The sequence below is a fragment of the Methylobacterium sp. BI1 genome, assembly GCF_056680125.1.
In genome coordinates this window covers 2,574,436-2,599,336 of the sequence record NZ_CM155267.1, presented here as the reverse complement: position 1 = coordinate 2,599,336, position 24,901 = coordinate 2,574,436, and the positions used below count along the sequence as shown (strand labels likewise).

The 24,901-nt window shown below is 67.7% G+C and carries 21 protein-coding genes and 2 pseudogenes; 10 read left to right on the top strand and 13 right to left on the bottom strand.

Translation table 11 applies throughout. From position 1 onward, the window contains the following. Positions 1 to 253 precede the first annotated feature (253 nt). A pseudogene (locus AC1MGR_RS12200) lies at positions 254 to 1,114 on the top strand (universal stress protein). A gap of 260 nt (positions 1,115 to 1,374) precedes the next feature. On the opposite strand, the gene AC1MGR_RS12195 reads toward AC1MGR_RS12200, so the two are convergent. From AC1MGR_RS12195 to AC1MGR_RS12180, 4 genes are all read right to left on the bottom strand, one after another. After that, on the bottom strand, positions 1,375 to 1,767 hold the full coding sequence (locus AC1MGR_RS12195; protein ID WP_480231751.1) for a BLUF domain-containing protein: 393 nt from the start codon (positions 1,765 to 1,767) through the stop codon (positions 1,375 to 1,377). Between the two features lie 70 nt (positions 1,768 to 1,837). Beyond that, positions 1,838 to 2,161 carry a c-type cytochrome gene (locus tag AC1MGR_RS12190; RefSeq protein WP_480231750.1) on the bottom strand — a complete coding sequence of 108 codons (324 nt, stop codon included), beginning with the start codon at positions 2,159 to 2,161 and terminating at the stop codon, positions 1,838 to 1,840. Then, on the bottom strand, positions 2,161 to 2,976 hold the full coding sequence (locus AC1MGR_RS12185) for a universal stress protein (protein ID WP_480231749.1): 816 nt from the start codon (positions 2,974 to 2,976) through the stop codon (positions 2,161 to 2,163). The genes AC1MGR_RS12190 and AC1MGR_RS12185 overlap by 1 nt, the downstream gene beginning before the upstream one ends. Positions 2,977 to 3,051: 75 nt before the next feature. Next, positions 3,052 to 4,944, bottom strand: coding sequence for a heavy metal translocating P-type ATPase (locus AC1MGR_RS12180; RefSeq protein ID WP_480234779.1), 1,893 nt, complete (start codon positions 4,942 to 4,944; stop codon positions 3,052 to 3,054). 404 nt (positions 4,945 to 5,348) lie between these two features. Between AC1MGR_RS12180 and AC1MGR_RS12175 the strand changes: the two genes are divergently transcribed. Further along, positions 5,349 to 6,451, top strand: a protein-coding gene (locus tag AC1MGR_RS12175) for an IS3 family transposase (protein ID WP_463775996.1) whose coding sequence is annotated in 2 segments (ribosomal slippage) — positions 5,349 to 5,610 and positions 5,610 to 6,451 — 1,104 coding nt in all. Because the reading frame shifts where the segments join, the coding sequence is not laid out codon by codon here. A gap of 92 nt (positions 6,452 to 6,543) precedes the next feature. After that, positions 6,544 to 7,740 carry a 5-methylcytosine restriction system specificity protein McrC gene (locus AC1MGR_RS12170; RefSeq protein ID WP_480231748.1) on the top strand — a complete coding sequence of 399 codons (1,197 nt, stop codon included), beginning with the start codon at positions 6,544 to 6,546 and terminating at the stop codon, positions 7,738 to 7,740. A 369-nt stretch (positions 7,741 to 8,109) separates the two neighbouring features. Here AC1MGR_RS12170 and AC1MGR_RS12165 read toward each other — a convergent pair. After that, positions 8,110 to 8,322, bottom strand: a pseudogene (locus tag AC1MGR_RS12165) (IS630 transposase-related protein); the annotation flags it as partial. A gap of 356 nt (positions 8,323 to 8,678) precedes the next feature. On the opposite strand from AC1MGR_RS12165, the gene AC1MGR_RS12160 reads away from it, so the two are divergent. Then, positions 8,679 to 10,001, top strand: a complete 1,323-nt coding sequence (locus AC1MGR_RS12160; RefSeq protein WP_480231747.1) for a TnsD family Tn7-like transposition protein — start codon at positions 8,679 to 8,681, stop codon at positions 9,999 to 10,001. 379 nt (positions 10,002 to 10,380) lie between these two features. Here AC1MGR_RS12160 and AC1MGR_RS12155 read toward each other — a convergent pair whose 3' ends face one another. The 5 genes from AC1MGR_RS12155 to AC1MGR_RS12135 all read right to left on the bottom strand — a co-directional run bounded on the left by AC1MGR_RS12155 (position 10,381) and on the right by AC1MGR_RS12135 (position 14,200). After that, positions 10,381 to 10,638: a hypothetical protein gene (locus AC1MGR_RS12155; protein WP_108040570.1), complete on the bottom strand. Its 258-nt coding sequence runs from the start codon at positions 10,636 to 10,638 to the stop codon at positions 10,381 to 10,383. 36 nt (positions 10,639 to 10,674) lie between these two features. Beyond that, positions 10,675 to 11,577, bottom strand: a complete 903-nt coding sequence (locus AC1MGR_RS12150; protein ID WP_108040592.1) for an amidohydrolase family protein — start codon at positions 11,575 to 11,577, stop codon at positions 10,675 to 10,677. Next, the gene (locus AC1MGR_RS12145) at positions 11,570 to 12,880 is read right to left on the bottom strand and encodes an MFS transporter (protein ID WP_480231746.1); all 1,311 of its coding nucleotides are present in this window, start codon (positions 12,878 to 12,880) and stop codon (positions 11,570 to 11,572) included. Before AC1MGR_RS12145 ends, AC1MGR_RS12150 begins: the two co-directional genes overlap by 8 nt. A gap of 116 nt (positions 12,881 to 12,996) precedes the next feature. After that, positions 12,997 to 13,665 (bottom strand): DUF4142 domain-containing protein, encoded by a 669-nt coding sequence (locus tag AC1MGR_RS12140; protein WP_108040574.1) that lies wholly within the window; start codon positions 13,663 to 13,665, stop codon positions 12,997 to 12,999. Positions 13,666 to 13,969: 304 nt separating this feature from the next. Next, on the bottom strand, positions 13,970 to 14,200 hold the full coding sequence (locus tag AC1MGR_RS12135; protein WP_108040576.1) for a hypothetical protein: 231 nt from the start codon (positions 14,198 to 14,200) through the stop codon (positions 13,970 to 13,972). 176 nt (positions 14,201 to 14,376) lie between these two features. Here AC1MGR_RS12135 and AC1MGR_RS12130 point away from each other — a divergent pair, with 176 nt between their 5' ends. Both AC1MGR_RS12130 and AC1MGR_RS12125 read left to right on the top strand, forming a co-directional pair. Then, complete coding sequence (locus AC1MGR_RS12130) at positions 14,377 to 14,589, top strand: hypothetical protein (RefSeq protein ID WP_480231745.1); 213 nt, start codon at positions 14,377 to 14,379, stop codon at positions 14,587 to 14,589. A 168-nt stretch (positions 14,590 to 14,757) separates the two neighbouring features. Beyond that, entirely contained in the window at positions 14,758 to 16,176 is a 1,419-nt protein-coding gene (locus tag AC1MGR_RS12125) for a phosphatase PAP2 family protein (protein ID WP_480234717.1), read from the top strand. 59 nt (positions 16,177 to 16,235) lie between these two features. Here AC1MGR_RS12125 and gcvA read toward each other — a convergent pair whose 3' ends face one another. Next, entirely contained in the window at positions 16,236 to 17,120 is an 885-nt protein-coding gene (gene gcvA / locus AC1MGR_RS12120) for a transcriptional regulator GcvA (protein ID WP_480234716.1), read from the bottom strand. A gap of 94 nt (positions 17,121 to 17,214) precedes the next feature. Here gcvA and AC1MGR_RS12115 point away from each other — a divergent pair, with 94 nt between their 5' ends. Then, complete coding sequence (locus AC1MGR_RS12115; protein WP_480234715.1) at positions 17,215 to 18,462, top strand: MFS transporter; 1,248 nt, start codon at positions 17,215 to 17,217, stop codon at positions 18,460 to 18,462. A gap of 42 nt (positions 18,463 to 18,504) precedes the next feature. Here AC1MGR_RS12115 and AC1MGR_RS12110 read toward each other — a convergent pair whose 3' ends face one another. Continuing rightward, positions 18,505 to 19,002, bottom strand: a complete 498-nt coding sequence (locus tag AC1MGR_RS12110) for an ureidoglycolate lyase (protein ID WP_480234714.1) — start codon at positions 19,000 to 19,002, stop codon at positions 18,505 to 18,507. Then, positions 18,999 to 19,838, bottom strand: a complete 840-nt coding sequence (locus AC1MGR_RS12105) for a bifunctional allantoicase/(S)-ureidoglycine aminohydrolase (protein ID WP_480234713.1) — start codon at positions 19,836 to 19,838, stop codon at positions 18,999 to 19,001. Before AC1MGR_RS12105 ends, AC1MGR_RS12110 begins: the two co-directional genes overlap by 4 nt. A gap of 358 nt (positions 19,839 to 20,196) precedes the next feature. Between AC1MGR_RS12105 and AC1MGR_RS12100 the strand changes: the two genes are divergently transcribed. The 3 genes from AC1MGR_RS12100 to AC1MGR_RS12090 are packed head-to-tail and all read left to right on the top strand — an operon-like array spanning position 20,197 to position 24,838. Next, positions 20,197 to 21,384 (top strand): efflux RND transporter periplasmic adaptor subunit, encoded by a 1,188-nt coding sequence (locus AC1MGR_RS12100; protein WP_480234712.1) that lies wholly within the window; start codon positions 20,197 to 20,199, stop codon positions 21,382 to 21,384. Between the two features lie 50 nt (positions 21,385 to 21,434). Further along, on the top strand, positions 21,435 to 23,384 hold the full coding sequence (locus AC1MGR_RS12095) for an ABC transporter permease (RefSeq protein WP_480234711.1): 1,950 nt from the start codon (positions 21,435 to 21,437) through the stop codon (positions 23,382 to 23,384). Beyond that, a complete protein-coding gene (locus AC1MGR_RS12090) occupies positions 23,381 to 24,838 on the top strand; it encodes an efflux transporter outer membrane subunit (RefSeq protein WP_480234710.1) in 1,458 nt (485 codons plus the stop codon). Before AC1MGR_RS12095 ends, AC1MGR_RS12090 begins: the two co-directional genes overlap by 4 nt. Positions 24,839 to 24,901 lie beyond the last annotated feature (63 nt).

The window sequence follows — 24,901 nt, the reverse complement described above, 5'->3', positions numbered from 1 at the left end:
GCTCCACCGGTGAGGAGATGGATTTCCCAGGCACGGCTCGCATCACGACCTCGTGATGACAGGCTACCGTGTTTCGGCCCCTGACGACAGCCGTGAGTCCCGGCGCTCTTTCATTATGATCTCCTTCTGCGGCGCACGTATTTCCGCGGGCGGGTGATACCGCTCAGGGACGGACGATCATGACTTGAGATGGATCAACGCCGCCTCGCACGGACGGGAGGAATATGGGGCTACCTTACCGAGGGAAATGACCATGCTCCGGAAGCCCCCGTCCCCGCTCGCGGTCATTCGCGACATCTTGGTCGGAACCACCGTGGAGGGCGGAGGCGATGACGCCTCCTCGGCCATCGGATATGGCCTGACGCTGGCCAGGGCCGCTGGTGCACACCTCACGGTCCAGTCCGCCTCATGACGCCTCTCGGGCGACGATGCCTGGCTCGGCGATTTCGATTACGAAGGCGTCGCTATCATCGACCGCCGCCTCGACGAATTAGCCCGATCCATCGCGGTCCGCTCGGCCGGAGACGCGGCGCAGGCAGGGGTGGTCTGTACGACGGAAACGCCGAGCCTGCCTTACCCTGCCCTCGTGGGCCGACTGGCGGTCCGGGCGCGCCTGCACGATCTGACGGTGCTGGATGCATGGCCAAAGATCCATGCCATCGACATCGAGACCATAGAGAAGACGTTGTTTGGGAGCGGTCGTCCGGTCATCGCCGTGCCGCCCGGCTCCGACGCCTTTTCTGCACGACGCATCATCGTCGCCTGGGACGGCAGCGCCCAGGCGGCACGGGCCGCCAACGACGCGATGCCGTTCCTGCGCGCGGCCGAGGTGGTCGAGATCGTCTCAGTCACCGAACCGGAGGAACTCCACATGTCAGTTCCCGGAGCGGAATTCGCACCGCATCTCGCGCGACACGGCGTGAACGTGACCGTCGTCGATGTGCCGGTGACGGACAGTGTGGCCGAGACTCTGCGCAACCAGGCGAAGATGCTCAGGGCCGACATGATCGTGATGGGGGCCTACGGGCACTCCCGCATCCGGGAACTCCTCTTCGGCGGCGTCACGCGCTCGCTCCTCAAGAGCAGCCCGGCGCCGCTGTTCCTGACGCATTGAGGAAGGGGATACGGTCATGAACCCGAGGAGACGTTCCGGCTGCAGCGCGGCGGCAAGGGTCGCGCGGATCAACAACCAGCCGCGGCCGGGCTCGCGCCCCGATAGGGAACGGGTGTCAGCCCCATCGGGGACACCCGACCGTGCTTGCTTCGAGGAAGACTGGATGAAGCCACTCGACGAGGACGACCTGCGGGCGCTGGAAGCCGCTTGGGGCTTTGTAGAATAGACCGGGCAGGCGCATCGACGCGGCGCAGGCTCTATCAAGGAGAGGTGCGGGCGAATTCTCGCATGAAGTCCTGCAGGCGCCTGAGGTGACGGCCTTCGGGCTCTTCGGACCCTCTCGTCGCAAGAGCGCCGATCAGGCTTTCGGCGAAAACCGAGCGGCCTGAATAGGCCATCGACCAAGTCGGAAATCCCCGCTGGTCGGCCTGCCGGTCTTGAACAACGTCGATCTGCTCATGGCGCCGGTCACGAAGGATGCTGTCCATCAGCTCATTGATGGCAGCGCGGGAACCCTCCAGGACTTGGGCGAAGTGCGTGTCGGTGGCGATCAGCGCGCCGGTGACCTGAAGCCGTGCGTTCCTGACCCGTGCGGTCTCCACGATGTCCCGGATGTCCGCCTCCGTCGCCTGCCTGCGGCTGACGTAGAGCAAGGATCGCTCCATTGGTTTCGTCCACCTTCGTCTTCGTCCAGCCGCCAGATAGCGGTCCCGCGTAGGCCTGTCACGGCTTCAAGGTCTTCAGATACGCGGTCAGGTCGTCGGCATCCACCGGGTCCAGGCGGAAGTCGGGCATGGCTGGATGACGCCGGTCGACACCTTCGACCAGGATGTCGGCAAGGTCATCGATGGGGAACCGGCCGGCGAGCGTTCGAAACGTCGGTGCCTCGGGCATCGGGCTTGCGCCCCGAGAACCGACGCCATGGCATCGCGCGCAGGTCGTGCAAGCAAACGCTTCGCCCCGGGATGCCGAACCCTCACGGGCGAAGGCGGTCGAAACGACGAGCGGGAACACCGCAAGCGCCGCGATGATGTGGGGGCGGCGCATCAGTGGCTCATCAGGCAGCAGACGGGTGCCGTCTGCAGGATGTCCTGGGTCATGCCGCCGAAGGCCCATTCCCGCAGCCGTGAATGACCGTAGGCTCCCATGACGATCAGGTCGGCGTACTCGCGACGCGCGAACCGGATGACATCGTCGGCCTCGCCGCGAAGCGACGGTTCCAAAACATGGATGGTGACGTTGGCGCCATGTCGCCTGAGGTGGTCGGCCACCGCCTCGGTCCCTTGGGACGCCGCCTCGGGTCCGACCGAGACGAAATAGACATGGTCTGCCTGACGGAGGAAAGGCATCGCCGCCGAGACGGCCCGTCGCGCCTCAAGGGTGTCCTTCCAGGCGACCACGATGCGGTCGGCGCCCAGGTGCTCGGCATCCGGAGGAACGACCAGGACCGGACGCCCCACCTCCATCAGCAACGGGCCGGGCAGCACCGCCATCGCGCCCGGGACACCATCGGCTTCGCTATGGCGTCCGACCACTACAAGGTCCGCCGCGCGTGCCTCCCGGGCGAGATTGGCCGTGGGATGCCCCTCGGTGCAATGCCAGTCGGTGCGGAGGGCATCGCCGGCATTGCGCGTGAAAACGTCCCAGACCCGGGCAGCCTCGTCGCGGTATCGGCGTTCCTCGGCTGCACGCAGGATTCCGTCCTCCTGCAGGTTCGTGAATGCGGAAGGTCCGGGGATCGGCCGAGCCGCCACGCCTGTCATGTCCGCCTCGAAGCGCTTCGCGAGCCCGGCGGCAAGTCGGACACGGTCGGCGCAACCGCGATCCAAGTCCACGGATACCAGCATGTTCGCGTAACCCACGGCAGTCTCCCGAGCCCGCCGAACCCAGCGGAAGGGAACCCTGGGTCCTTCCGGTTTCCCCTGCCTTGATCCATCTCAAGGGACTGCCCGAGGTAAGTGGTCCGGCTGCGCAGATTCCTGGGCATCCGGTGCTTTGGTCGTCATCGGACCTCCAAGTGCCCGCATGGCGTTGAGGATGACGGCGACGTCGATGGCCTCTTGAAACAGGGCTCCCTGCAGCGGCGACAGGAAGCCGAGCGCCGCCGCGACCATGCCGGCGAGCGACAGGCCCAGGCCGACCATCACGCTTTGGAGTGCGATGACCCGGGACCGCTTTGCGATGCCGATGGCATGCGGAAGGGGCGCGAGGCTGTCGACCAGCAGGACGACGTCGGCCGCCTCGGCCGCAGCGGCTGCCCCCCTGGCGCCGAGAGCCACCCCGAGGTCGGCGGCGGCCAGGGCCGGCGCGTCGTTGACGCCGTCACCCACCATCATCACCGGTCCATGCACCCGTTCTTTCGCCACGATCCGCGTCTTGCCCGCAGGATCGAGGCCCGCCTCCAGAGCATCGATGGGCAGGCCCTCGATCAGCGCCTGCGCGACGTTGCGTCGGTCACCGGTCGCGAGCACCACGCGCTGGATGCCGCATCGGCGCAGGTCCGCGAGCGTCCGCCCGCCGTCCGTTCGCAGCGGGTCGGCGAAGCTCAAAATCGCGACGGCCTTGCCGTCCACGGCCACCAGAACCGTCGCGGTGATGGCGTCCGCGTTCCGGGCGCCGTCCGTTTCCGGGAAGAGTATGCCGTGCGCCCGCATCAGGCGGGGCCCGCCGACCTGGACAGGCTGCCCCTCCACGAGGCCCGTGACGCCCTCGCCAGGGACTTCGGCCACCTGTGTCGGTTGCGTCAGGGTGAGGCCGCGTGCGAGCGCCGCATCGACCAGCGCACGGGCCGTCGGGTGGCCGGAGGCCTGATCGAGGGAGGCTGCCAGCCTCAGGACATCCTGCTCCCGAATAGTGTCGAGGATGTGCACGGAGGTCAGTCGTGCCGTCCCGTGGGTGAGCGTGCCGGTCTTGTCGACCACGAGCACGCGCACGCGTGCCAACGTCTCCAGGGCACCACCACCCTTGATGATCACGCCGATGCCGGCCGCCCGCGAGAGGCCGGAAATCAAGGCGACGGGCACGGCGAGGATGAGCGGACAGGGTGTGGCCACGACGAGCACCGCGAGGGCCCGCAGGGGATCGCCCGTGGCCGCCCAGGCGCCCCCGGCCAGCATCAGAGTCAGCCCGAGGAAGGCCAAGCCGTAGCGGTCGGCGAGGCGCGCCATCGGGGCCTTCTGGGATCGGGCGGCCTCGACGAGCCGGACGATGCCCGCATAAGTGCTCTCGGCGGCCAGGCGTTCGGCCAACAGCATGAACGGCGCACCGACATTGACCGTGCCGCTCAGCACGGTCGCATTCGCTTCGAACGTGACCGGCAACGCCTCGCCGGTGAGCGTCGCCTGATCCAGGATGGCCCGGCCTGCGGCGACACGGCCATCCACCGGCAGGACGTCGCCGACGCGCACGAGGATGCGGTCGCCCGGTGCCAGCACCGCGATGGGAACTTCTCTCACGCCGCCCGCCTCCTCACGAAGGGCAGAGCGCGGCTGGCGGGCGAGCAGGGCCGTCATGGCACGGCCGGCGCGTCCGGAGGCGTAGGCTTCCAGGGATTGGCCACCGGCGTACATCAGGGCGATGACGACGCCGGCCAGCGGCTGGGACAGGGCGAGCGCGCCGCCCATCGAGAGCAGGGCCACAAGGTCGAGACCGACGTCGCCTCGCGCCAGGCTGGTCACGACCTGGGCCATGAGGACGGCGAGGACGGTCAGCGTTGGAAGTGTCCACGCCCAGGCCGCGATGTCCGGCCGGGCGAGCGCCTCGGCCGATAGTCCGGTGCAGAGGCCGACCAGGGGCAGAACCGCCAGCCATCCGCGCAAGCGCGGCAACATGTCGACGACAGACAACCCTCTCGCCGCACTTGGGTCGATGGCCGTCGTCGTCATTCTCGGGTTCGCTTCCGGCTGTTCTGGGCCTTTGGGTTGCGCCCATACCGAGCCGGGAGCCTTGCGCTGGATCAACCCGCGCCCTTAAAGCCGGAGGAAAGGGTCGAAGCCTCACGACGGCGACCGCCGCGTTGCCAACCCACCGAGCCTTAGCTGTCGAGAAGCGTCGACCGATGGACGCGCGTGCGTATCGGCACGGTCCACACTCTGGTTTGATCTCTCTCGAAGAGGAGACCTTCGGGATGATCGGACGGTAAGGTTCGTAGAAGGTGTGACCCTGACCCAGCAAACTGGTCCGCGCTGAGCGCAAGTTTTTCGGGCATCCTGAACCCTGAAGGAGGGTGGATGCCATGCCTCGCAAACGCTTCACGAATGAACAGATCGCCTTCGCCCTGCGGCAGGCGGAGAACGGCGCCTCGGTGGACGAAGTTTGCCGGAAGATGGGCGTGTCCGAGCCGACCTTTTATCGCTGGAAGAAGCAGTTCGTCGGCATGGGCGTGCCGGAGATCCGACGGCTCAAGCAGCTGGAGGACGAGAATGGTAAGCTCAAGCGGCTGGTCGCTGACCTGACGCTGGACCGCTCGATGCTGCAGGACGTGCTCAAACGAAAGTGGTGAGGCCCGCCGTTCGCCGTGAGGTCGCCGGTCATTTGCAGGTGGCTTACGACATCAGTGAGCGTCGGGCCTGCCAGGCCACCGGCTTCGGCCGTTCGTCCCAGCGCTATACCAAACGCTCTGATCCGCAGGTCGCGCTGCGGATGCGGTTGAAGGAGTTGGCTGCCGCACGGGTCCGCTACGGCTACCGGCGGCTGCACATCCTGTTGCGACGGGAGGGCTGGAATGTGAACCACAAGCGCACTTACCGGATCTACCGCGACGAGGGCCTGTCGATCCGGTCCAAGCTGCCCAAGCGCAAGCGGGCGTGGCGCTACCGTCAGGGGCGACCGGCGATCGGCGGACCTAACGAGGTCTGGGCGATGGACTTCGTATCCGACCGCATCTTCGACGGGCGTCCGTTCCGGATCCTGACGGTCGTCGATTGCCACACGCGAGAGGCGCTCTCGCTCACGCCGAGAGCCAACTTCCGCGCCTACCAAGTGACCGAGGCGCTCGACGCCTTGGTCAATCTGAGGGGACGGCCCAAGAGCCTGCGGGTGGATAATGGACCGGAGTTCGCTGGGCGCATGCTCGACCAGTGGGCTTACCTGAACGGGGTCGAGATCGACTTCTCCCGACCGGGCAAGCCGACCGACAACGCTTACATCGAGTCGTTCAACGGCCGTCTACGAGCGGAATGCCTGAACGCCTCGTGGTTCCTGTCGCTGGCCGATGCCCGTGAGCGCATCGAGGACTGGAGGTGCCACTACAACGAAGATCGACCCCATATGGCTCTGGGCGGCTTGACGCCTCGAGCCTTCGCCAACCAAGCTGCCATAGCCCGAGAACTTGCATAAGCCGTGGACCACAAACGGGGTCAAGTCCAGACCGACGATGCACTAACTTCGAACCTGGGCCACAGGATAGGGGCAGGCCAATCAACGGCGCGTTGCCGCTCTACCGGCACGTCGAGGAGAAGGGACTTGTATTTCTCAGCTTGCGGAAGGGTCGGATTACCCTATCCGCCGGCGCCTACGTCGGCCTGATACCGCTTAATGCCCGGCTTTCGGTCGACATACTTCCCAGGCTGCCGGTCGGGAACCTGGCTCGGGTTCTTGAGATCGCTCGCGCGCCCCTGGGTAGGCTGAGGAGGACGCTCCGAACCTACCAAGTCGCCGAAGCGCCGGAAGCCAGTGTCCTAGCTTTCATCGCGGCCAACCTCGTCGACGCCGTGCGGGACATCGAGGTCACAGGGTTCATCAAGCACTTCACTCCGGAGAAGTCCGTCACGTCGCACCCGCGAGGGCGCATTTTGATCGGCGAAAGTCGCAGCCGCTGTTTGATCCGGGGAAGGCCCTCCTCGGTCGTGGCCGAGCGATACAGGCAAACCACCGACGTCCTTGAGAACCGGATTATCAGGGCGGCGATGCGGATCGTCCTTTCTGCCTTCTCTCGAATGCAGGTGGTCGACGCCGCCCTGCTCTCAGACGTAGCAGGCTGCTACCGTAACCTGCCAAAGGAGATCGGAAGGCTGACTCAAGCGGAGCGGGACGACCTAGCAGCTCACAAGAGTCAAAGCCGGACCGACGCCAGGCGTCCCGATTACGAGCGAGCGCTCGAGATCGCCACGATGGTGCTAAACACCGAGGGAATACTCCTCGACCGCCAGGGCCCGGATCGATCCTTGAATAGCTTCATCCTCAATCTGGAGGAACTCGTTGAAAACTACTTTCGTATCAGCCTGCGACGGCAGGCAGCGTCCGACATCGTTGTCGAGGACGGAAATCGGGAGGGCAGACGCCCTCTCTTTAGCGATCACCCCAACGGACCGCTTGCCCAGCCTGATATCATCATCAGACGGGCGCCGTCCGCCCCGGTTGTCTGTGAGGTAAAATATAAGACAAAAATTGATCGACCCGACATCAATCAGGCCGTCACGTATGCTGTAACTTTCGGTGTGAGACTCACTGTTCTAATACACATAGCGGCGCCAAACGCAAAAAAGAGGCTTTATAAGTTGGGTCGGACTGGAAACGTGACCGTTTACGGCTTTGCCTTCGATCTCAGTGCTGTAGACCTCGAACAGGAAGAAAACGCTTTAGCCGCTTCGCTCTCAGCCCTTCTTGATCCACATCAGGCCATCTGAGGCCGCACGAGACAGGTCACGCTTGCATCATTGTGAGGCTTACCGAGCCTGCTGTCGCTCTGACGGCGGGCTGAACTGCCACCCTGACCTCGTCGTAGATCGCAATGCCTGACCCAACGCGGTAGGCGCTCGGTGAGGGCTGCCTTGCGTGGGTAGAAACTGGGTCTGGATACAGGTGATGGCGCGGGATGGCGCTGTATCGGCCTTATGTCTAGAGCTATGACGAACACGCCTCACATCGTCGTCGCGGGCACGCGCCGGACCTGGTCATCCGGCCCGGCGCCTGGCCGACCTGCTGCCGTGGCATTGGACCCCGCTCACGGGCCTCGCTCAAGCCGCCTAACCCGCAAGGCCCATCACCGAGCGCTTACGCAGGAAGGCTTCGTGCACGTCGAGCTTGGAGCCGGGTGGACGGCCCTGACGCTGAGCTTGCGTCTCCCCTGTCGTCGTCGCGTGCGCGGCCCAGCGGATCACCGTAGCGATACCGACCCGATAGCGCAGGGCCGCGGCCCGGCGGGACAGACCTGCTCCCACTGCGTCCAGGACGCGAATACGAAGATCGTGACTGTAGGCACGGGCCATGGCGATCTCCCTGACGAACCTTCAGGAATCAACGCTCACCTCGCCGCAACGACTCAGGAATCGTGGAAAACGCTCTAGGGACACCTTCAGGCCGGGACATCATTAAAGCGTTGTAAAAAAACACATTTCCGCGAGGCAGCTTGGCCACGCCAAATTTTTTCCATTCATTTTTGCTATTCATCGGACCGGCGTCCGACTTTGCGTTTCAACTTTGCTGAGCCCGTATTTAAAGGACGCGATAACTTTGCTATATCGCGTCACGCGACCGGCAATTCCTGCTTTTGGATATCCTCAGCCGGTCGCCCTCTCCTCGCACACTATTGCATTGTGCTACATTCATCCGGCGGGACAGGATCATGCCTCGGCAACTGACACTTACGCAATTTCCCCAGCCCTACCCCGACGAATTACTCTACAGTGTAGTTGCTCGCTACGTTCACAGATCAGGTCTAAAAAACATTAACACCATCAATTCGAAATTATTTAACCTCAGTCATAACGGGAATGTTATCGATCTACCAAGCGGGATTATGAAGATCGCGTCTGTCATACCTGTGGGGCAGAAAATTTCAGCCGACGAAATCATCGCTGATCACACACTCTTTAATTACTACACCGCGTATGCAGACAGTGCGTATCGCCAGAAAGTCTTTAGGGACATGCTGGCGTCAGCGGCCCCCGACAAACGGATCGCACTTCGTCGAAAGTCGCTCATAGACGCTCCAAAATACCTTCGATTCTGCCCAGCTTGTCAAAACAGCATGATTGAAACATTCGGCGAGGCCTACTGGCGTCGTGACCAACAGTTGGCGCATGTTGTCATCTGCCCCACGCACCGCATCTCTCTAAGCTATAGTCATGTCAAGTTACAGGCTCGATCATCGCTCTATTGCCGCGCCGACGACACATCTTGTCGTGCAGACACACCGGCCGTCGTCGAGGATCTGTTGGAAACAGAAATTGATATTCTGAGCCGCATCGCGGAACGAAGCAGACAATTATTGCAGAGTCGACAAAATTATCAGCCTAGCGTTGATATTCGTGCCGTCTATCTTGATTTGCTTTGGTGCAAAGGGTTTTTTCGCGCTCAGAAGCAGGTCAACAAGGAATTTCTGGGAATTTCCCTCCAAAACTACCTTGCCGATTTGGTGCGATTTTGGCCCCATATTGGCGATGGAGCTAACGATACGCCGACCTGGGCTCTATCACTGCTCAAAAAGCAAGGCTTCAACACTCCGACTTTCTATCACATCTTGTTTCAGGATTTTCTCGAGCAACAACCGGATGTAAAGGCCTCGCAGGGACGCATCGATCGCAAACCCAAGCCTAAAGAAGCAGATATCCGGGGAAAACCTTGGAAGTGCTACAATCCGCTGATCTCCGATCCAGCACACGCCAAAGTTCAAGTAGCCCACATTCAATATGTCGGACCAGATTTACGCATTCGCTTTCGCTGCGCTTGCGAGTACGAATATATCAGGCGAAAAAAGTCAGATGGCACGTTCACGAAGGCTAAATTGTCCAACTTTGGAAAAAGCTTAATCCCGCACATCGCACGAGCCATACAAGAGGGATGGGCACTTAAGAAAACAGCGCAACTGGCAGGATTAAATACCAAGACACTCCTAAGACAAGCCGAGAAACTCGGTATCACCGAGGTGCCGACGGTAAGAAGATGATGAGGTGCGCGCGAGGTGTCGCGATAGCATGGGAAACGCGCTTGCCTAAAAGTCGGGTGAAAATTGAAGAACGTTTTCACCCGACTTTGTTTTCCGTGCCCCCTCGACAGGAGCGGCACACGTGTCTGTTTCACCCAACTATAGGCCAGATCGCGGGCATAAAATGGAGGTATTTTGAGGGTATTTTCACCCGACTTTTTTTGCCGGGGACATCACCGTGGATCGACCGTCTCGGGGATGCGCCGTTCTGGCATACCAGACCCGCGCCCGGCGAAGTGGTGCCGGCCGGAGGACCCGGTAGGAACGAGGAACGCTTTCCTCCCAAGGCGAACACCTCCACCCGCCCGGCTCCGGCCGCGGCGGGTTTCTTGTGTCGGCGTCAGGTCTTCGGCAGCGGCTTGTCCGCCTTGAGGTGGCGGGGCCTGGCCCTGGCGTAGCGGGTCGCGGCCGGCCGCTGGGCCGGGCGCTGCAGGCGCATGTCGCCGTAATAGTCGTTGCCGCTCGGGCCGAAGGATCCACCGGCCACCACGCCGGGCGTGTCGGGTGTGCCCATCAGGCGATCGAGGGGACCGGCCGCCACGGCCGAAGCGTGGAGCGAGGCGACGAGGAGCAGGCCGGCGGCCGGGACGGAGCGCATGACCCGGACCCTACCCCGCATCTCCTGCACGGAGGCTTAACGAGGCTCCGGCGAAAAGCCGTAGAGGCGCTGCGGGTTGTCGACGAAGAGCTTCCGCCGCCGCTCAGGGTCCGGAACCCAGTCCGCCATCAGGTCGAGCAGGTCGCCGATGGCCGGCATCGGCCCCCAGGTCGCGACGTGGGGCCAGTCCGAGCCCCAGAGGCAGCGATCCGGCGCGGCCGCGTTCAGGGCTCGCGCGAACGGGACCGTGTCGGCGTAGGGCGGCCCCGCCGTGGAGGTGCGGAAGGCGCCCTGGAGCTTCACCCAGGCGCCGTCGCGCACGAGGTCGACGAGTGTGCGGAAGCCCGGATCGTCGAGACCGGCGGAGGTGGGGAGATGGCCCATGTGGTCGATGACCACCGGCACCGGCAGCCGCGCCAGGCGGGTGGCCACCGGCGGCAGATCGCGCGCGTCGAGGAGGAACTGGAGGTGCCAGCCCATCTCGCGGGCGAGCTGCCCGTAGGCCTCGACCTCGGCGAGGCCTACGCCGCCGCCGAAGAGCACATTGAGGCGGAGCGCGACGACGCCGGACTCCTTGAGGGCGGCCAGTTCACGGTCGGGCAGTCCGAGCGGAATCACCGCGACGCCGCGCAGGCGCCGGCGGTGTGCCCGCAGGGTCTCGAGGAGGAGGCGGTTGTCGGTGCCGTGCACGCTCACCTGAACGAGGATTCCATACGCCATGCCGGTGGCGTCGAGCATCGCGAGGTAGTCCTGCGCCGTCGCGGCCGGCGGCGTGTAGCTGCGGGGCCGGACGAAGGGATAGTCCGGCGGGAGACCGATGACGTGGGCGTGGGTGTCGACGGCCCCCGGCGGAACGGCGTAGCGGGTCGGCCCGCGCGGGTGGGACTGCGGCCCCGGGCAGGCGGGCGCCGCGTCGACGGAGGGAACGGCCTCACGCATCGGCATGGAGAACGCGGCCCCGGGTTTCCGGCAGCGCGTAGGCGGCCGCGAAGAACAGGAGGTAGGCACCGACCGCGAACAGGCAGATCGCGTTGGCGAGGGTCGTGGTCTGCGACAGGGCCCCGACCAGGAAGGGAAACAGGGCGCCGACGCCGCGGCCGAAATTGTAGCAGAAGCCCTGTCCCGAGCCGCGCAGCCGCGTCGGGTAGAGCTCGGTGAGGAAGGCGCCCATGCCGGAGAAGTAGCCGGAGGCGAAGAAGCCGAGGGGGAAACCGAGAACCCACAGGATCGCGTTCGAGAGCGGCACCTGGGTGTAGACGAGGATGACCGCGATCGCGCCCAGCGAGAACACCAGGAACAGGGTGCGGCGCCCATAGCGGTCGGCGAACCAGGCGCCGGCGAGGTAGCCCGCGAAGGAGCCGGCGATCAGCGCGGCGAGGTAGCCGGTCGAGGATACGATCGAGAGCTGGCGCTCCGTGGTCAGGAAACGCGGCACCCAGAAGGTGATGGCGTAGTAGCCGCCCTGGCATCCGGTCGCGACCAGGGATGCCAGCACCGTCGTCCTCAGGATCGGGCCGGTGAAGATCTCCCATAGGGCCGGTCGGTCCCCGGTCGCCAGCGCCCGCGCCCGCGTCTCGGCGGCCACCGCCGGCTCCTCGACATAGGCCCGCAGATAGAACACCAGCAGCGCCGGCAGGGCGCCGAGGGCGAACATCCAGCGCCAAGCCTGCTCGGCCGGCAGGAGGGAGAACAGCGCGGCCTGCGCCAGCACGGCCAGCCCCCAGCCCACCGCCCAGCCCGACTGGACCGAGCCGACGGCCCGGCCGCGGTACTGGGCGCGGATCGTCTCGCCCATGAGCACGGCGCCCGCCGCCCACTCGCCGCCGAAGCCGAGCCCGAGCAGGGCGCGGCAGATCAGGAGCTGTTGGAAGTCCTGGACGAACGCGCAGAGCAGGGAGAAGAACGAGAACCACAGGATGGTGAATTGCAGCGTGCGGACGCGGCCGATCCGGTCGGCGAGGTAACCCGCGCCCCAGCCGCCGAGCGCCGAGGCGAGGAGCGTCACGGTGCCGGCGAGGCCCGCCGTCCCCGCATCGACGTTCCAGAGCTTGATGATCGTCCCGATGACCAGGGGGTAGATCATGAAGTCCATACCATCGAGGGCCCACCCGGCCGCGCAGGCCCAGAACGTGCGCCGCTCGGGCGTCGTCATGTCGGCGTAGAACCCGGTGAGGCTGGTATCCGCGATGGGCACGGCCGCGGGGGTGGAGAGGCCGGCTTGCGCCTTGGTCGTCCCGCTCATGCCGCCTCCCCCTCGCCCGGCCTCCGTGCCGGGTCGACGCGATGCAGGAGGCTAGCGCACGGCACCGGCCCTGGGTAGCCGCCGCGCCCGGCAGGTGCCTGGAAAGCGAGCCCGGCTCAGCCGGCTTGGCCGCCCATCATGCCCTGCATCTTCGTGAGCTGGGAGATGTGGAGCTGGATCAGCGGGATGGCGCCGCGGGCGATGCGGCGAAGCTGGGGATCCTCCCCGGTCTCCGCGTAGGCGCCGTGGATCGCGTAGGCCTCCTGGTGGCCCTGCAGCGAGGCGTTGACGAAGGCCGCGTCGTATTGCGGCCCCGGCTGCATCCCGGACAGCTGCGACAGGAGCTGCGCCTTCTGCTCGTCCGAGGTCATGCCGCCGGGCGGAGGTGCGCCGAGGGCGCCGCCCACCGCACCCACCGTCGCCCCGGCCACACCCCCGGCGACCGCGAGGGGCGCCGTGACGAGACCGCCGATCAGGCCGCCCGGTCCGGGCGGGCCGCCGGCCGCCGCGGCCGCCATACCGCCCGTGTAGGGCGCGAGCTTCTTCGAGAGGTTCACCTGCTCGACCACCTCGGCCCGCGCGAACTTCTTCACGCGCGGATTGCGGGTCTTGTCGAAGGCGTCCCGCGCGGTGTTCTCGAGGAACAGGCCGCCCTTGGTCGCCAGGGTCAGGTAGACGGGAGTCGGGATGGCGCCGGCGGGCGTCGGCTGCGCGACCGCCGTGCGGGTCACGGCCAGGGCCGCCGTGGCCGTGAGCATGCCGAGGAGAAATTCGCGACGATGCATGGAGGGGCTCCCAGGGGAAGGGGGTGCGCCCGGGCAGCAACGCGCAGCTCAGGGCACGTCACCGGGAACCGGATTTTCGAAGGCCCTGTTCCCTCGACTTCGATCGCCGGGCGATACCGTGGCGGACGTCTTGCGCGCCCAAGTGTTTGCGGACGTCTTGCGCGCCCAAGTGTTTCTTGTGTTTCTCGCCCGCCTGATCGATATGCGGAGACATTCCACGAAAAGCGCGGACCGAAAGAGCCCGGACGGGATCTTCGGGTCCGCCCGCGGTCGGGGCAGCCGCCGCGGGCTGGGATTCAGGGCTTCAGTTCTGCTGCGGCGGCTGCTGGCCGCCGCTCGGCGCCTGGTCCTTCTTGTTCGCCCTGCTGTGCCCGACGGCGCAGCCGGCGGCGGCGCCCATCTTTCCGTGGCCGGCCATGTGCCCGGCGACGCCGCCGACGACCGCGCCCTTGATGCAGCCCTTGGCGTCCGCCTGGCCCGCGAGGGCGACGAGACTGAAGACGAGGCCGGCCGTACAGACGAGACTGGTTTTCATGGGAGGACTCCTTTTCACGCGTGGCGCGTCCGATTGCCGTGAGCGTCCAACCGGGGGCGGGATCGGCGTGTTCCGGCGCGGAACGGACGAGGGACGGATGAGCGACGGAGCGAAAGGCTGTGGTCGGCGACGGCCGCGCCCATTGCCGGCAACCGTTCGTCCGCCACATGAGGCTCATGGCCAGCGATCTTGAGCACGAACGGCATCGCCGTCCCGATGAGATACCCCTGCCGACCCTGAACGAGGCCACCCGGCTCCGTCTCGGCCGCCAGCTGCAAGCCCTGTACGAACCGGTCATCGACGAGCCCCTCGACCCGCGCCTCGCCGAGCTGATGCTCCAGCTCGACGCGGACCGCGACGCCTCCCTCGGCCCCGGCCGATCCACCTGAACCGGCGACCGCGTCGGGCGCGGTCCTGACGTCCGACTGTCACGTACAACTTCTATGACCCGATCCGAGCTTCCCGATCCCGTGATGTCTGGCCCCGAAGCTCTGTTTTCGGAGCCCCTGGTTCCGAAGCTCTGGACCTGACGTGACGGCGAGCACCGGAGACGATCCATGGCGAAGACCCTGAGATCCTGGACGACGGCCCTGTGCCTCCTGGCGCCCCTCCCGGCCGCCGCGCAGTCGGCGCAGAACCTCACGGCCCTGAAGGGGCTCGCGCCCGTCAGCGCCCTGGGGGCGAGCGAGACGGGACGGGCCGCCCTCGACGCCAACCTGACGGTCACGGGCGCGATCCAGGCCGGGACCGGCGCGGTGCCCTTCCTGTTGCCGCTCAGCGATCAGCGTCAGCTCGCCCTGCGCGATTCCTTCATCACCGACGGCAACGCGACCGAACTCGCCGACGGGCTCGGCAGCAAGCTCGGCGACCTCTACCAGGCCAAGGCCCGCTACGCCGCGGACGAGACCTTCACCAACGTGGCGCCGTCCGTCGCCGATCTCCTCGGCTACACCAACCACGTCGCCAAGTCCGACTCGAACGCGGGCAAGTATTTCTTCGCGAACGCCACCACCAACGGCAAGGCGCCGGTCTCGGAGGCCGCCGCCGCCATCCTGACGGAGCGCGGCGGCACGACGGACGTGTTCGGCGAGGCCTATGGCCGACCCGCCGGGACACCGGGGAGCGATGTCCACGGCGATGCCCGCCCGTTCCAGACCCTGCCGAGCCTGTTCGCCTATCGCGGCAGGGACTACTTCGATCGGCCGTCCCACAGCCTGGACTGGCTGCGCGGCCCGCGCATGAACCTGCTCGACAGTCCCTCGTATCCGAGCGGGCACACCACCTACGGCTACACCGAATCCGTCGTGCTCGCGATCCTGGTGCCGGAGCGCTACCAGCAGATGATCGCGCGCGCCGCCGAGTACGGCACCAACCGCATCGTCGTCGGGGCGCATTACGCGATGGACGTGCTGGGCGGACGGGCCGTCGCCCTGCACGCGGTCGCCCACCTCCTCGCCAACGATCCTGCCTATGTGGGCCAAGTGCGCCGCAACCCGGCGGTGGTCAACGAGATGGGCCGCGAGACGAACGCGACCGTGACGATCACGGATTATCGCGCGGCCGTCGACGCCGCCCGCACGGACCTGACCGCCTTCCTGAAGGAGGCCTGCGGCGGTCCCGTCGCAGCCTGCGCCGGCGCCGATACCGGCCGCTTCCGCGACGCCGCCGCCAACGCCGCCCTCTACGACGCGACCCAGACCTACGGCCTGCCCGTCGTGCATCCGCAGCGGGTGGGCATGACGGAGGATGTCGGCCAGATCGCGCCGGAGGCCGGGCACCTGCTCACGGCCGCCTTCCCGGTGCTCAGCCTCGCGGAAGCCAATGCGATCCTGACGGAGACCCAGGGACCGGGCGGCGGGTTCCTCGACGACGGGCCGGCCTTCGGCGTGTATGCCCGCCTCAATCTCTACGCGGCAGCCGGCAAGGCCGCTGCCCTGGCCGCCCGCAAGCAGGCCTCGGCTCCGACCGTCCGCTGAGGCGGACCGACGGGGCCCGCCGGGCGGCCGGCAGCCCCAAGCCGCAATGCCCCAATGTCTCACGGGCCGGCCGCGGCGGCCAGCCAGGCGCAGAACGCGCGGACCGAGGGATCGTCCGCGCGGGTCTCCGGCACGTAGGTGAAGTAGCTGCGGGCCGGCAGGGAGGGCCCGGCGAAGGGGCAGGTCAGCCGACCTGCCGCCACGTCGTCGGCGATCAGCCGCTCGGGACCCATTGCCACGCCGAGGCCGTCGAGGGCCGCCTGGAGCGTGAGGTAGAAATGCTCCAGCGTCACCGAGGCCCGCGGCTCCAGGCCGGGCACCCCGGCGGCCTCCAGCCATTGCGGCCAGACCTGCGGCAGTGTGGCGGCATGCAGCAGGGTGTGATCCCGGAGCTGTCCCGCCTCCGTGAGCGGCAGGCGACGCAGCAGGGTGGGACTGCAGACGGGGATGCGGCGCTCGGTGAGGAAGGGGCGCCCGATATGGCCCGGCCGCAGGTCGGGACCGCCGCGGATAGCGACGTCGAAGGGCTCGGCCAGGTTGGCCAGGGGCACGTTCGAGGTGGTCAGCCGCACCTCCACGGCGGGGTTGGCGCGCTGGAAACCGGAGAGCCGCGGGATCAGCCAGCGCAGGGTGAACGTCGCCAGCGCGTTCACCCGGAGCAGGCGTGGGCGTCCGCGCTCCACCTGCCGCGTCGTCGCGAGGGCGATGCGGTCCAGGGCCGCGCCGATCTCGGCGAGGTAGCTCGCACCCGCCTCCGTCAGGACCACGCGGCGATTGTGCCGCTCGAACAGCGGCTGGCCGAGCCAGGCTTCGAGCGCCTGGACGTGCCGGCTCACCGCCCCGTGGGTGACGCGCAACTCCTCGGCGGCCCGGGTGAAGCTGGCATGGCGACCGGCGGCCTCGAAGGCCTTCAGCGCGTTCAAGGGCGGCAGGCGGCGCAGCACGGGTCAGGTTTCCTCACGCGAGCGTCAGCATAAGGCGTTTGTCAGCCGCGGACGAGCGGGCGATCCTGTGTCGGCAAACCAGGATCATGGCCGCATGTCTTTCGCACAGGACCTGAGCGCTTCGGGTCGAACCCCCGCCGTCGACGCGATGCCCCGCCCGGGGGCGCAGCGGACCCTGGCGGCCGTCGGCCTCAACCACGCCCTGCACGACGGCTACACCGACCTGATCTACGTGCTCCTGCCGGTCTGGCAGGCGGAATTCGCCCTCGGCTACGCCGCCCTCGCCCTGCTCCGCACCCTGTACAACGGTGCCCTCGCCGCCCTGCAGATGCCGTCGGCGCGGCTCGCGGCCCGGTTCGGCGCGCGGCGGGTGCTCGTGCTCGGGACCCTGCTGAGCGCCGGCGGCTATGCGCTGGCCGGCCTTTCGGGGAGCCTGGCCGGCCTCTGCCTCGCCCTCACCCTCGGGGGCATCGGCAGCAGCACCCAGCATCCCCTGGCCTCCGCGGTGATCGCCCGCGCCTACGGCCGCTCGGCCCGCGGGCCGCTGGGCACCTACAACTTCACGGGCGACCTCGGGAAGGCCAGCGTGCCGCCCCTGCTCGGCCTGCTGCTGTCGCTGATGGACTGGCGCTCGGCGCTCTGGCTGATCGCCGCCCTGGGCGTCGCCGTGGCGCTCGGCCTCCTGCGCCTGCTCCCGCGTGACTCCGCGTCACGGGACGCGGCGCCGGCCAGAGCGCGGTCGTCCGCTGCGCGGGACGCGACCGGAGGCGCCGGCTTCCGGCTGCTCGTGGCCATCGGCACCCTCGACAACGCCGCCCGCCCGGCCTTCCTGCTCTACCTGCCCTTCCTGCTCCAGGAGAAGGGCGCCGGCCTGACCACGGTGGGCTTCGCCCTCTCGGCGGTGTTCATCGGGGGCGCCCTCGGCAAGGCCGTCTGCGGGCGGTTCGGCGAGCGCTTCGGCGTGATCCGGACCGTCATCCTGACCGAGACCGGCACGGCGCTGGCGATCCTGGCCGTGACCGTGCTCCCGCTTCGGCCGGTCCTGGCACTCCTGCCGGTCCTCGGCATCATGCTGAACGGGACCTCCTCCGTGCTCTACGGCACGGTGCCGGAGCTGGCGCCGGGGGGGCAGGTCGAGAAGGCCTTCGCAGTCTTCTACACCTGGACCCTGGGCGGCAGCGCCCTGGCGGCTCCCCTGCTCTACGGACCGCTGGGCGATGCGGCGGGGCCGCGCCTCGCGATGCTGGCCGCCGCCGCGACGGCGCTGGCCGTCGTCCCCCTCATGATCGTCCTGTCGCCCAGGCTCGGCGCCGGCACCGCCCCCGTCCCGGCGCCGCGCTGACGGGCGCGGTCATGCCAGGCCGCATTTCCCGTGCGAAACCGCTCAGGGCGCCTGGATCGTCCAGGGCTGGTCGAACACGTGTTCCTCCAGGTTCGTGCCGAGCCCGCCGCGGTCGACCACGAGAAAGTCCTGGGGCGCGCCGAAGGGGGTCAGCACGCCGTGCCATGTCCCCATCGCGTAGCAGACCCCCTGCCCCGGCGCCGTGACGAAGGCGTGCGGCCGACCGGGGCGGCCGCCCTCGTCGGGGCAGACCACCACGAGGAACGGCGCATCGTTGAGGGGCAGGAAGGCCTGTGCCCCGAGCGGATGGCGCTCCACGAGGCTCACGGCGAGGGGCAGGTCGTAAGGCTCGGCCTCCACGTAGCCGATCACCACGTGCCCGTCGGCGCCCGCCACCCGCACCTGCGCGAGGTCGTGGAAGCGCCGGGCCTTGCCGGCGTTCATGGGGCGCGGCGCGACGGAATCCCTGTCGATCACGGTCCCGAACGGGGCGAAGGCCTCCGCCGTCAGCGGCGCGGCGACGATCGCGCGGGCGCTCATTGGCTGCCCCGGCCGGGTGCGAGCGCGGGGTGTCGGTTGACGTCCTTGTAGAGGAGGTAGCGGAAGGGTCCGGGTCCGCCGGCGTAGCAGGCCTGGGGGCAGTAGGCGCGCAGCCAGAGGAAGTCGCCGGCCTCGACCTCGACCCAGTCGCGGTTGAGGCGGTAGACGGCCTTGCCCTCGAGGACGAAGAGGCCGTGCTCCATGACGTGGGTTTCCTCGAAGGGGATGGAGGCGCCCGGGCGCAGGGCGACGATGTTGACGTGCAGGTCGTGGCGCAGGTCGTCGGGGGGGACGAAGCGGGTGGTGGTCCAGGCGCCGTCGGTGCCGGGCATGGGCACGGGGGTGGCGGCGGTCTCGTGGGTGACGAAGGCGGGGGGCACCTCGAGGCCGGGCACGCGGGTGTAGGCCTTGCGGATCCAGTGGAAGCGGGCTGGACCGGGTCCGTCGTTGCGCAGGCTCCAGGTGGTGCCGGGGGGCAGGTAGGCGTAGGCGCCGGGGGTGAGGGCGTGGGCCTGTCCGTCGCAGACGAGGCGGGCCTGGCCCGCGACGAGGAAGAGCACGGCCTGGGCCTCGGGGTCGGGCTCGGGCCGCTCGCTGCCGCCGCCGGGGGCGAGGGTGACGAGGTACTGGGCGAAGGTCTCGGCGAAGCCCGAGAGGGGTCGGGCGAGCATCCAGACCTGGGCGTGGTCCCAGAAGGGCAGCGCGGAGGTGACGATGTCGCTCATCACGCCCCGGGGGATGACGGCGTAGGCCTCGGTGAACACGGCCCGGCCGGTCATCAGCGCGGTCTGGGGCGGCAGGCCGCCGCAGGGCGGGTGGTAGGGCGAGGGGGTCATCCAGAGCGCTCCGTGTCGGGCTGGTGTGGCGAACTTCGCCGGAGCGCGTCAAGGCGCCGGTGCGGAGGCTGCGGGCGGTAGCGCTTTTTCGCGCTCGTTTCACAGGGGATGTGAGGCCTGGCTTCCGCCGACTGGATCGCCGTGGCGGGGCGTGCGCGCAGCAAGAATTTTCGGCGCAACTTGTCTATTATGAATTGTTTTCGAGCTTAATGTTCGTGTGCATATTTGTATGTTTGTTATATTCAGTTTATATTGGTGATATATTCGATGATTCATCGATGTATCGTCCCGTCGTGTGCCGGAAAAGCTGCGCAACACACGACGCCAACATCCGTGCACCGGGCGACAGGGCAGCAACATGCGGAACAGGCTGACGGCACTCGTTTCCTGTGCTGCCGCGCTTCTGATCCTGGCGGGGATCTATGTGGCCTTCCGGTCCCGTGGCACGGAACAGGAAGGCTTCGTCACCGCGCCGGCCATTCGCGGCAACATCACCACCCTCATCGCGGCCAGCGGCACGATCGAGCCGATCCGGCTGGTCAGCGTCGGTGCCCAGGTGTCCGGACGTGTCGTGGGCCTTCATGTCGAGCTCGGGCAGCAGGTGACGGAGGGGCAGCCCATCGCCGAGATCGATTCCATCCCCCAGTTGAATACCGTGCAGCGCAATCAGGCGGCCCTGAACGCCCTGCAGGCACAGCGCGAGCGCGCCAAGGTCGTACTCCGGCAGACCGAGTCCGCCTTTCGCCGCCAGGGCGACATCGTGGCCGGGAAGGCCGGAACCCGTCAGGAGTACGAGGCAGCCGAAGCGGCCTACGGGATCGCCCAGGCCGACATCGCCGCCCTCGACGCGCAGATCGAGGGGGCGACGGTCAACGTCCGGAACGCACGCACCGAACTGGCCTACACGCAGATCACCGCGCCGATCGAGGGCACCGTCGTGGCGATCGTCACGAAGCTGGGACAGACAGTGATCTCATCCCAGATCGCGCCGACGATCATCCGCCTCGCCGATCTCGGCACCATGTCGGTCAAGGCCAAGGTCTCGGAGGCCGATATCGGACGCCTCAAGCCGGGTATGCCGGTCCTCCTCAGTACCCTGGCGCAGCCCGACCGGCGCTACGAAACGACCCTGAAGACGATCGATCCGGCGCCCGATCAGATCGCGATCGAGGCGAACGCATCCACGCAGGCCGGCGGCAACGCGTCCGGCATCGAGAATCCGGCGGTGTACTTCAACGCAAGGTTCGAGATCGCGAACGGGGATGGGGCGCTCAAGCCGCTGATGACCGCGCTCGTGAGCTTCGTCCTGGCGGAGGCCAAGGATGCGGTCCTCGTTCCGACCGCCGGCTTGCAGCGGACCGGTGCCGACCAGGGGCGCGTGCGCATCCTGGGTCAGGATGGACGGACGGAGGAGCGCAGCGTTCGGACGGGCCTGGCCGACGGGGCCCAGATCCAGGTTCTCGACGGTGTGGTTCCCGGGGAGGCGGTGATCATCGCCGACCCCCGGGACGGCGCCACGTTCGCCAAATCGCAGAAGCACCCGTGATGGGAGGCCTCGAGACTCCGCGAACGCCGCAGACTCCGCACGACGGGGACATGGCCCCCGAAGCCGAGGCGCCGGTCCTGCTTCTCCTGGAGAAGGTGCATCGGACTTACCGGATGGGCGACCAGATCGTGGCGGCGCTCGACGGAATCGACCTGCGGATCCGGGCCGGGGAATTCGTGGCCATCATCGGGCAGTCCGGCTCCGGCAAGTCGACGTTGCTGAACCTCCTCGGCTGCCTCGATCGGCCGAGTCAGGGCCGCTACTGCATCGACGGCCGCGACACCGTGGGCGTGGAGCCCGACGCGTTGGCGGCCCTGCGCCGGCACACCTTCGGCTTCGTCTTCCAGAGCCACAATCTGCTGCCGCGTCTTCCGGCTTGGGCCAACGTCGCCCTTCCGGCCATCTACGCCGGCGAAGCCGCCGCTTCGCGCAAGCAGCGGGCCACCGCCCTGCTCGTCCGGCTCGGCCTCGGAGAGCGTCTCGATCATCGTCCGACCCAGCTCTCCGGCGGACAGCAGCAGCGCGTCGGCATCGCCCGCGCGCTGATGAACGGCGGGCGGATCATCCTGGCGGACGAGCCGACCGGATCGCTCGACAGCCGCACGAGCGCCGAGCTTCTCACCCTGTTTCGCGCCTTGTGCGACGAGGGCCACACGGTGGTGATCGTGACGCATGATCCCCAGGTCGCCGCGACGGCCGATCGGGTCATCGAGATCGCGGACGGGCGCATCCGCACGGATCGCACGCAGCGGATGCGTCGGGGGACCCGCCCGCCCATCCGGCCGATCCCGGACGGATCGCGCCGCTGGGCCAGCCAGATCGCGGAGGCGGTCAAGAGCGCCGTCGGCACCCTCTTCGCGCACCGGCTGCGCAACCTCCTCACCATGCTGGGCATCGTGATCGGGATCGCCGCGGTGATCCTCGCCGTGGCGATCGGCCAGGGCTCGGAGCAGGAGGTACTGGAGCGGATGAAAGGCCTCGGGAACAACAGGACCGAGGTCCTCTCTCGAGCCTACTACCAATCCGGCCAGGGAGGCTCGAGGGGATCCCTGTCTCGGGCGGACCTCGATCGGCTTTCGAACGTCTCGTTCCTGGCGGGGGCGACGCCGAGTGAGGAGAAGCCGGTCGTTCTCCGCTACCAGAACAGGGTCATGTCCGGGGCGGTGTATGGTGTCGAGCCGGCCTTCTTTCCGATTCACGATATTCCGATCCGCCTCGGGCGAAACTTCACCGAGGAGAGCGCGCGAGGTTCGGGCGTCGAGATCATCATCGATGCGCCGACGCGTGCATCGCTGTTCGCCCCGGCACAGGATCCGCTCGGCGCCATCATCCTGGTCGGGACGGTTCCGGCGCGCATCGTCGGCGTCGCGCAGATCGATGGGTCCTCCCGCTTCGGGCAGCGGCCGTTCGTCGCGATTCCCAGCAGGAGCTTCAGCTATCGCATCTCGGGCCAGTCGGACTTCAGGCAACTGACGCTCCGGATCGCCGAGACCGTGGACCGCGACGTGGCACTGGCTGCCATCGCCCGGTCGCTGCAGGCATGGCACGGCGTCCGAGATTTCTTTCTGTTCGACTCGGAGGTCCAGCGGGAGGCCATGATGAGGACCAAGGCCGTTCTTGCGCTGGTGACCGTCTCCATCGCCGGCATCGCCCTGGTCATCGCCACCGTCGGCGTGATGAACATGATGCTCGTGGCCGTGACCGAGCGAACCCGTGAGATCGGCCTGCTGATGGCGCTGGGCGCGCGGCGTTCGGACGTGATGCTGCAGTTCTTCATCGAGGCTTCCACCCTGTGCGTCGTCGGCGGGGCCCTCGGTACCGGCCTCGCCCTCGCGCTCGGAGAGGTGGCGCACGCCTTCCAGCTGCCGTTTCCCCTGGCCTTCGGCTGGCGCTCGGCGGTGGCCGCGTTCCTCAGTGCCAGCCTCGCCGGGCTGGGGGCGGGCGTCGTGCCGGCGCGGCGGGCTGCCGAGGTCGACCCGGTCGAGGCGCTGACGCGATGAGACCACCGGCGGTCGGCCCGAAAATTCCCCCGGTGATGATCGCCCTGGTGACGATCTCCCTGCTGCTGTCGGGCGGCTGCGTGGTGGGGCCCGATTTCGTGCCGCCGGCGCCACCGGACGTTTCCCGGTACGGCGAGCGGACCGATCCGACGCATCTCGTCGCCCCCGGGGCCGGGGGAACACAGGATCTGATCGCGGGCGCCGACCTGCCGGACGCGTGGTGGCTCCTGTTCCGCTCCCGACGCCTCGACGCCCTGGTGCGGGAGGGGCTCTCGGCGAATCCCACCGTCGCGCAGGCCGAGGCCGCCCTCCGCCAGGCCCAGGACCTGGCCCAGTCCGTGCGGGCGGGCATGCTGCCGAACCTCTCCGGCGGTACCACGCGCAGCGGCGGTGGCGGCCTCGGCCAGGGCGGCCCCGTCTCGTATGGGCTCTACGGTGCCAGCGTCGCGGCAAGCTACTCACCCGACCTGTTCGGCGGGATTCGGCGCGCCGTTGAAGCCCAGGCGGCCCTGGAGGCGGTGGCGGCCGAGCAGCTGCGCGCCGCGACGCTCGCGCTCACGGGCAACATCGTCACCGGGGCGATCCAGGAAGCGACCCTGACGGAGGAGATCGCCCTCTCCGAGGTGATCCTGCGCCAGTATCGCGACCAGCTCGCCCTCGTGAAGGTCCGTTACGACGCGGGCGCCGAGCCCATCGCCAGCGTCCTGAGCCAGGAGAGTCTGATCCGCTCCCAGGAGGTGACGATCATCGCCAGCCGGGCCGCGCGGACTCAGACGCGGCACCGGCTCGCCGTGCTCCTGGGGCGACTGCCCAGCGCGTACGAGCACCCGAGCTTCCGCCTTCACGAACTGACGCTGCCCCGGCGCCTCCCGATCAGCCTGCCGTCGCGCCTGCTGGAGCAGCGACCGGACATCCGCGCCGCCGAAGCCCAGTTGAACGCCGCCTCGGCCGGAATCGGCGTGGCCACCGCGAACCGGCTGCCCAACGTCACCCTGAGCGCCAACCTGGGCGCGAGCGCCGCAGCCCTCGCCGGCCTGGCGGCATCGAGCGCCTGGGGCGCCGGGCTCGGGCTGACGCAGCCGCTCTTCGACGGGGAAGCCCTGGCGGCCCGGCAGGCCGCCGCTTCGGAGGGCTACGCGATCGCCCTGGCCACCTATCGCATGACGGTCTTGGACGCGTTCCAGAACACCGCCGATGTGCTGACGGCGCTCGAGGCGGATGCCAGGATCCTGACCGGCGCCCTGCAGGCGGAAACCCTCGCCCAGGAGGCGCTCGCGGCGTCCCAGGTGCAGTACAAGGCCGGGTCCCTCGCCTATTCCGGCCTCCTGGTGAGCCAGGTCCGCTACGCCTCGGCGACGCTGACCCGCCTCGCCGCCCAGAGCCAACGCCTCGTCGACACGGTGGCGCTCCAGCAGGCCCTGGGCCGCAGGCGGGTCCGGCAGGACACCGACTGATCGCGATCCGAGCCGAAGTCCACCGCGTTCGTGACGATCGGCCGGCACCGCGGCCCTCTCGAC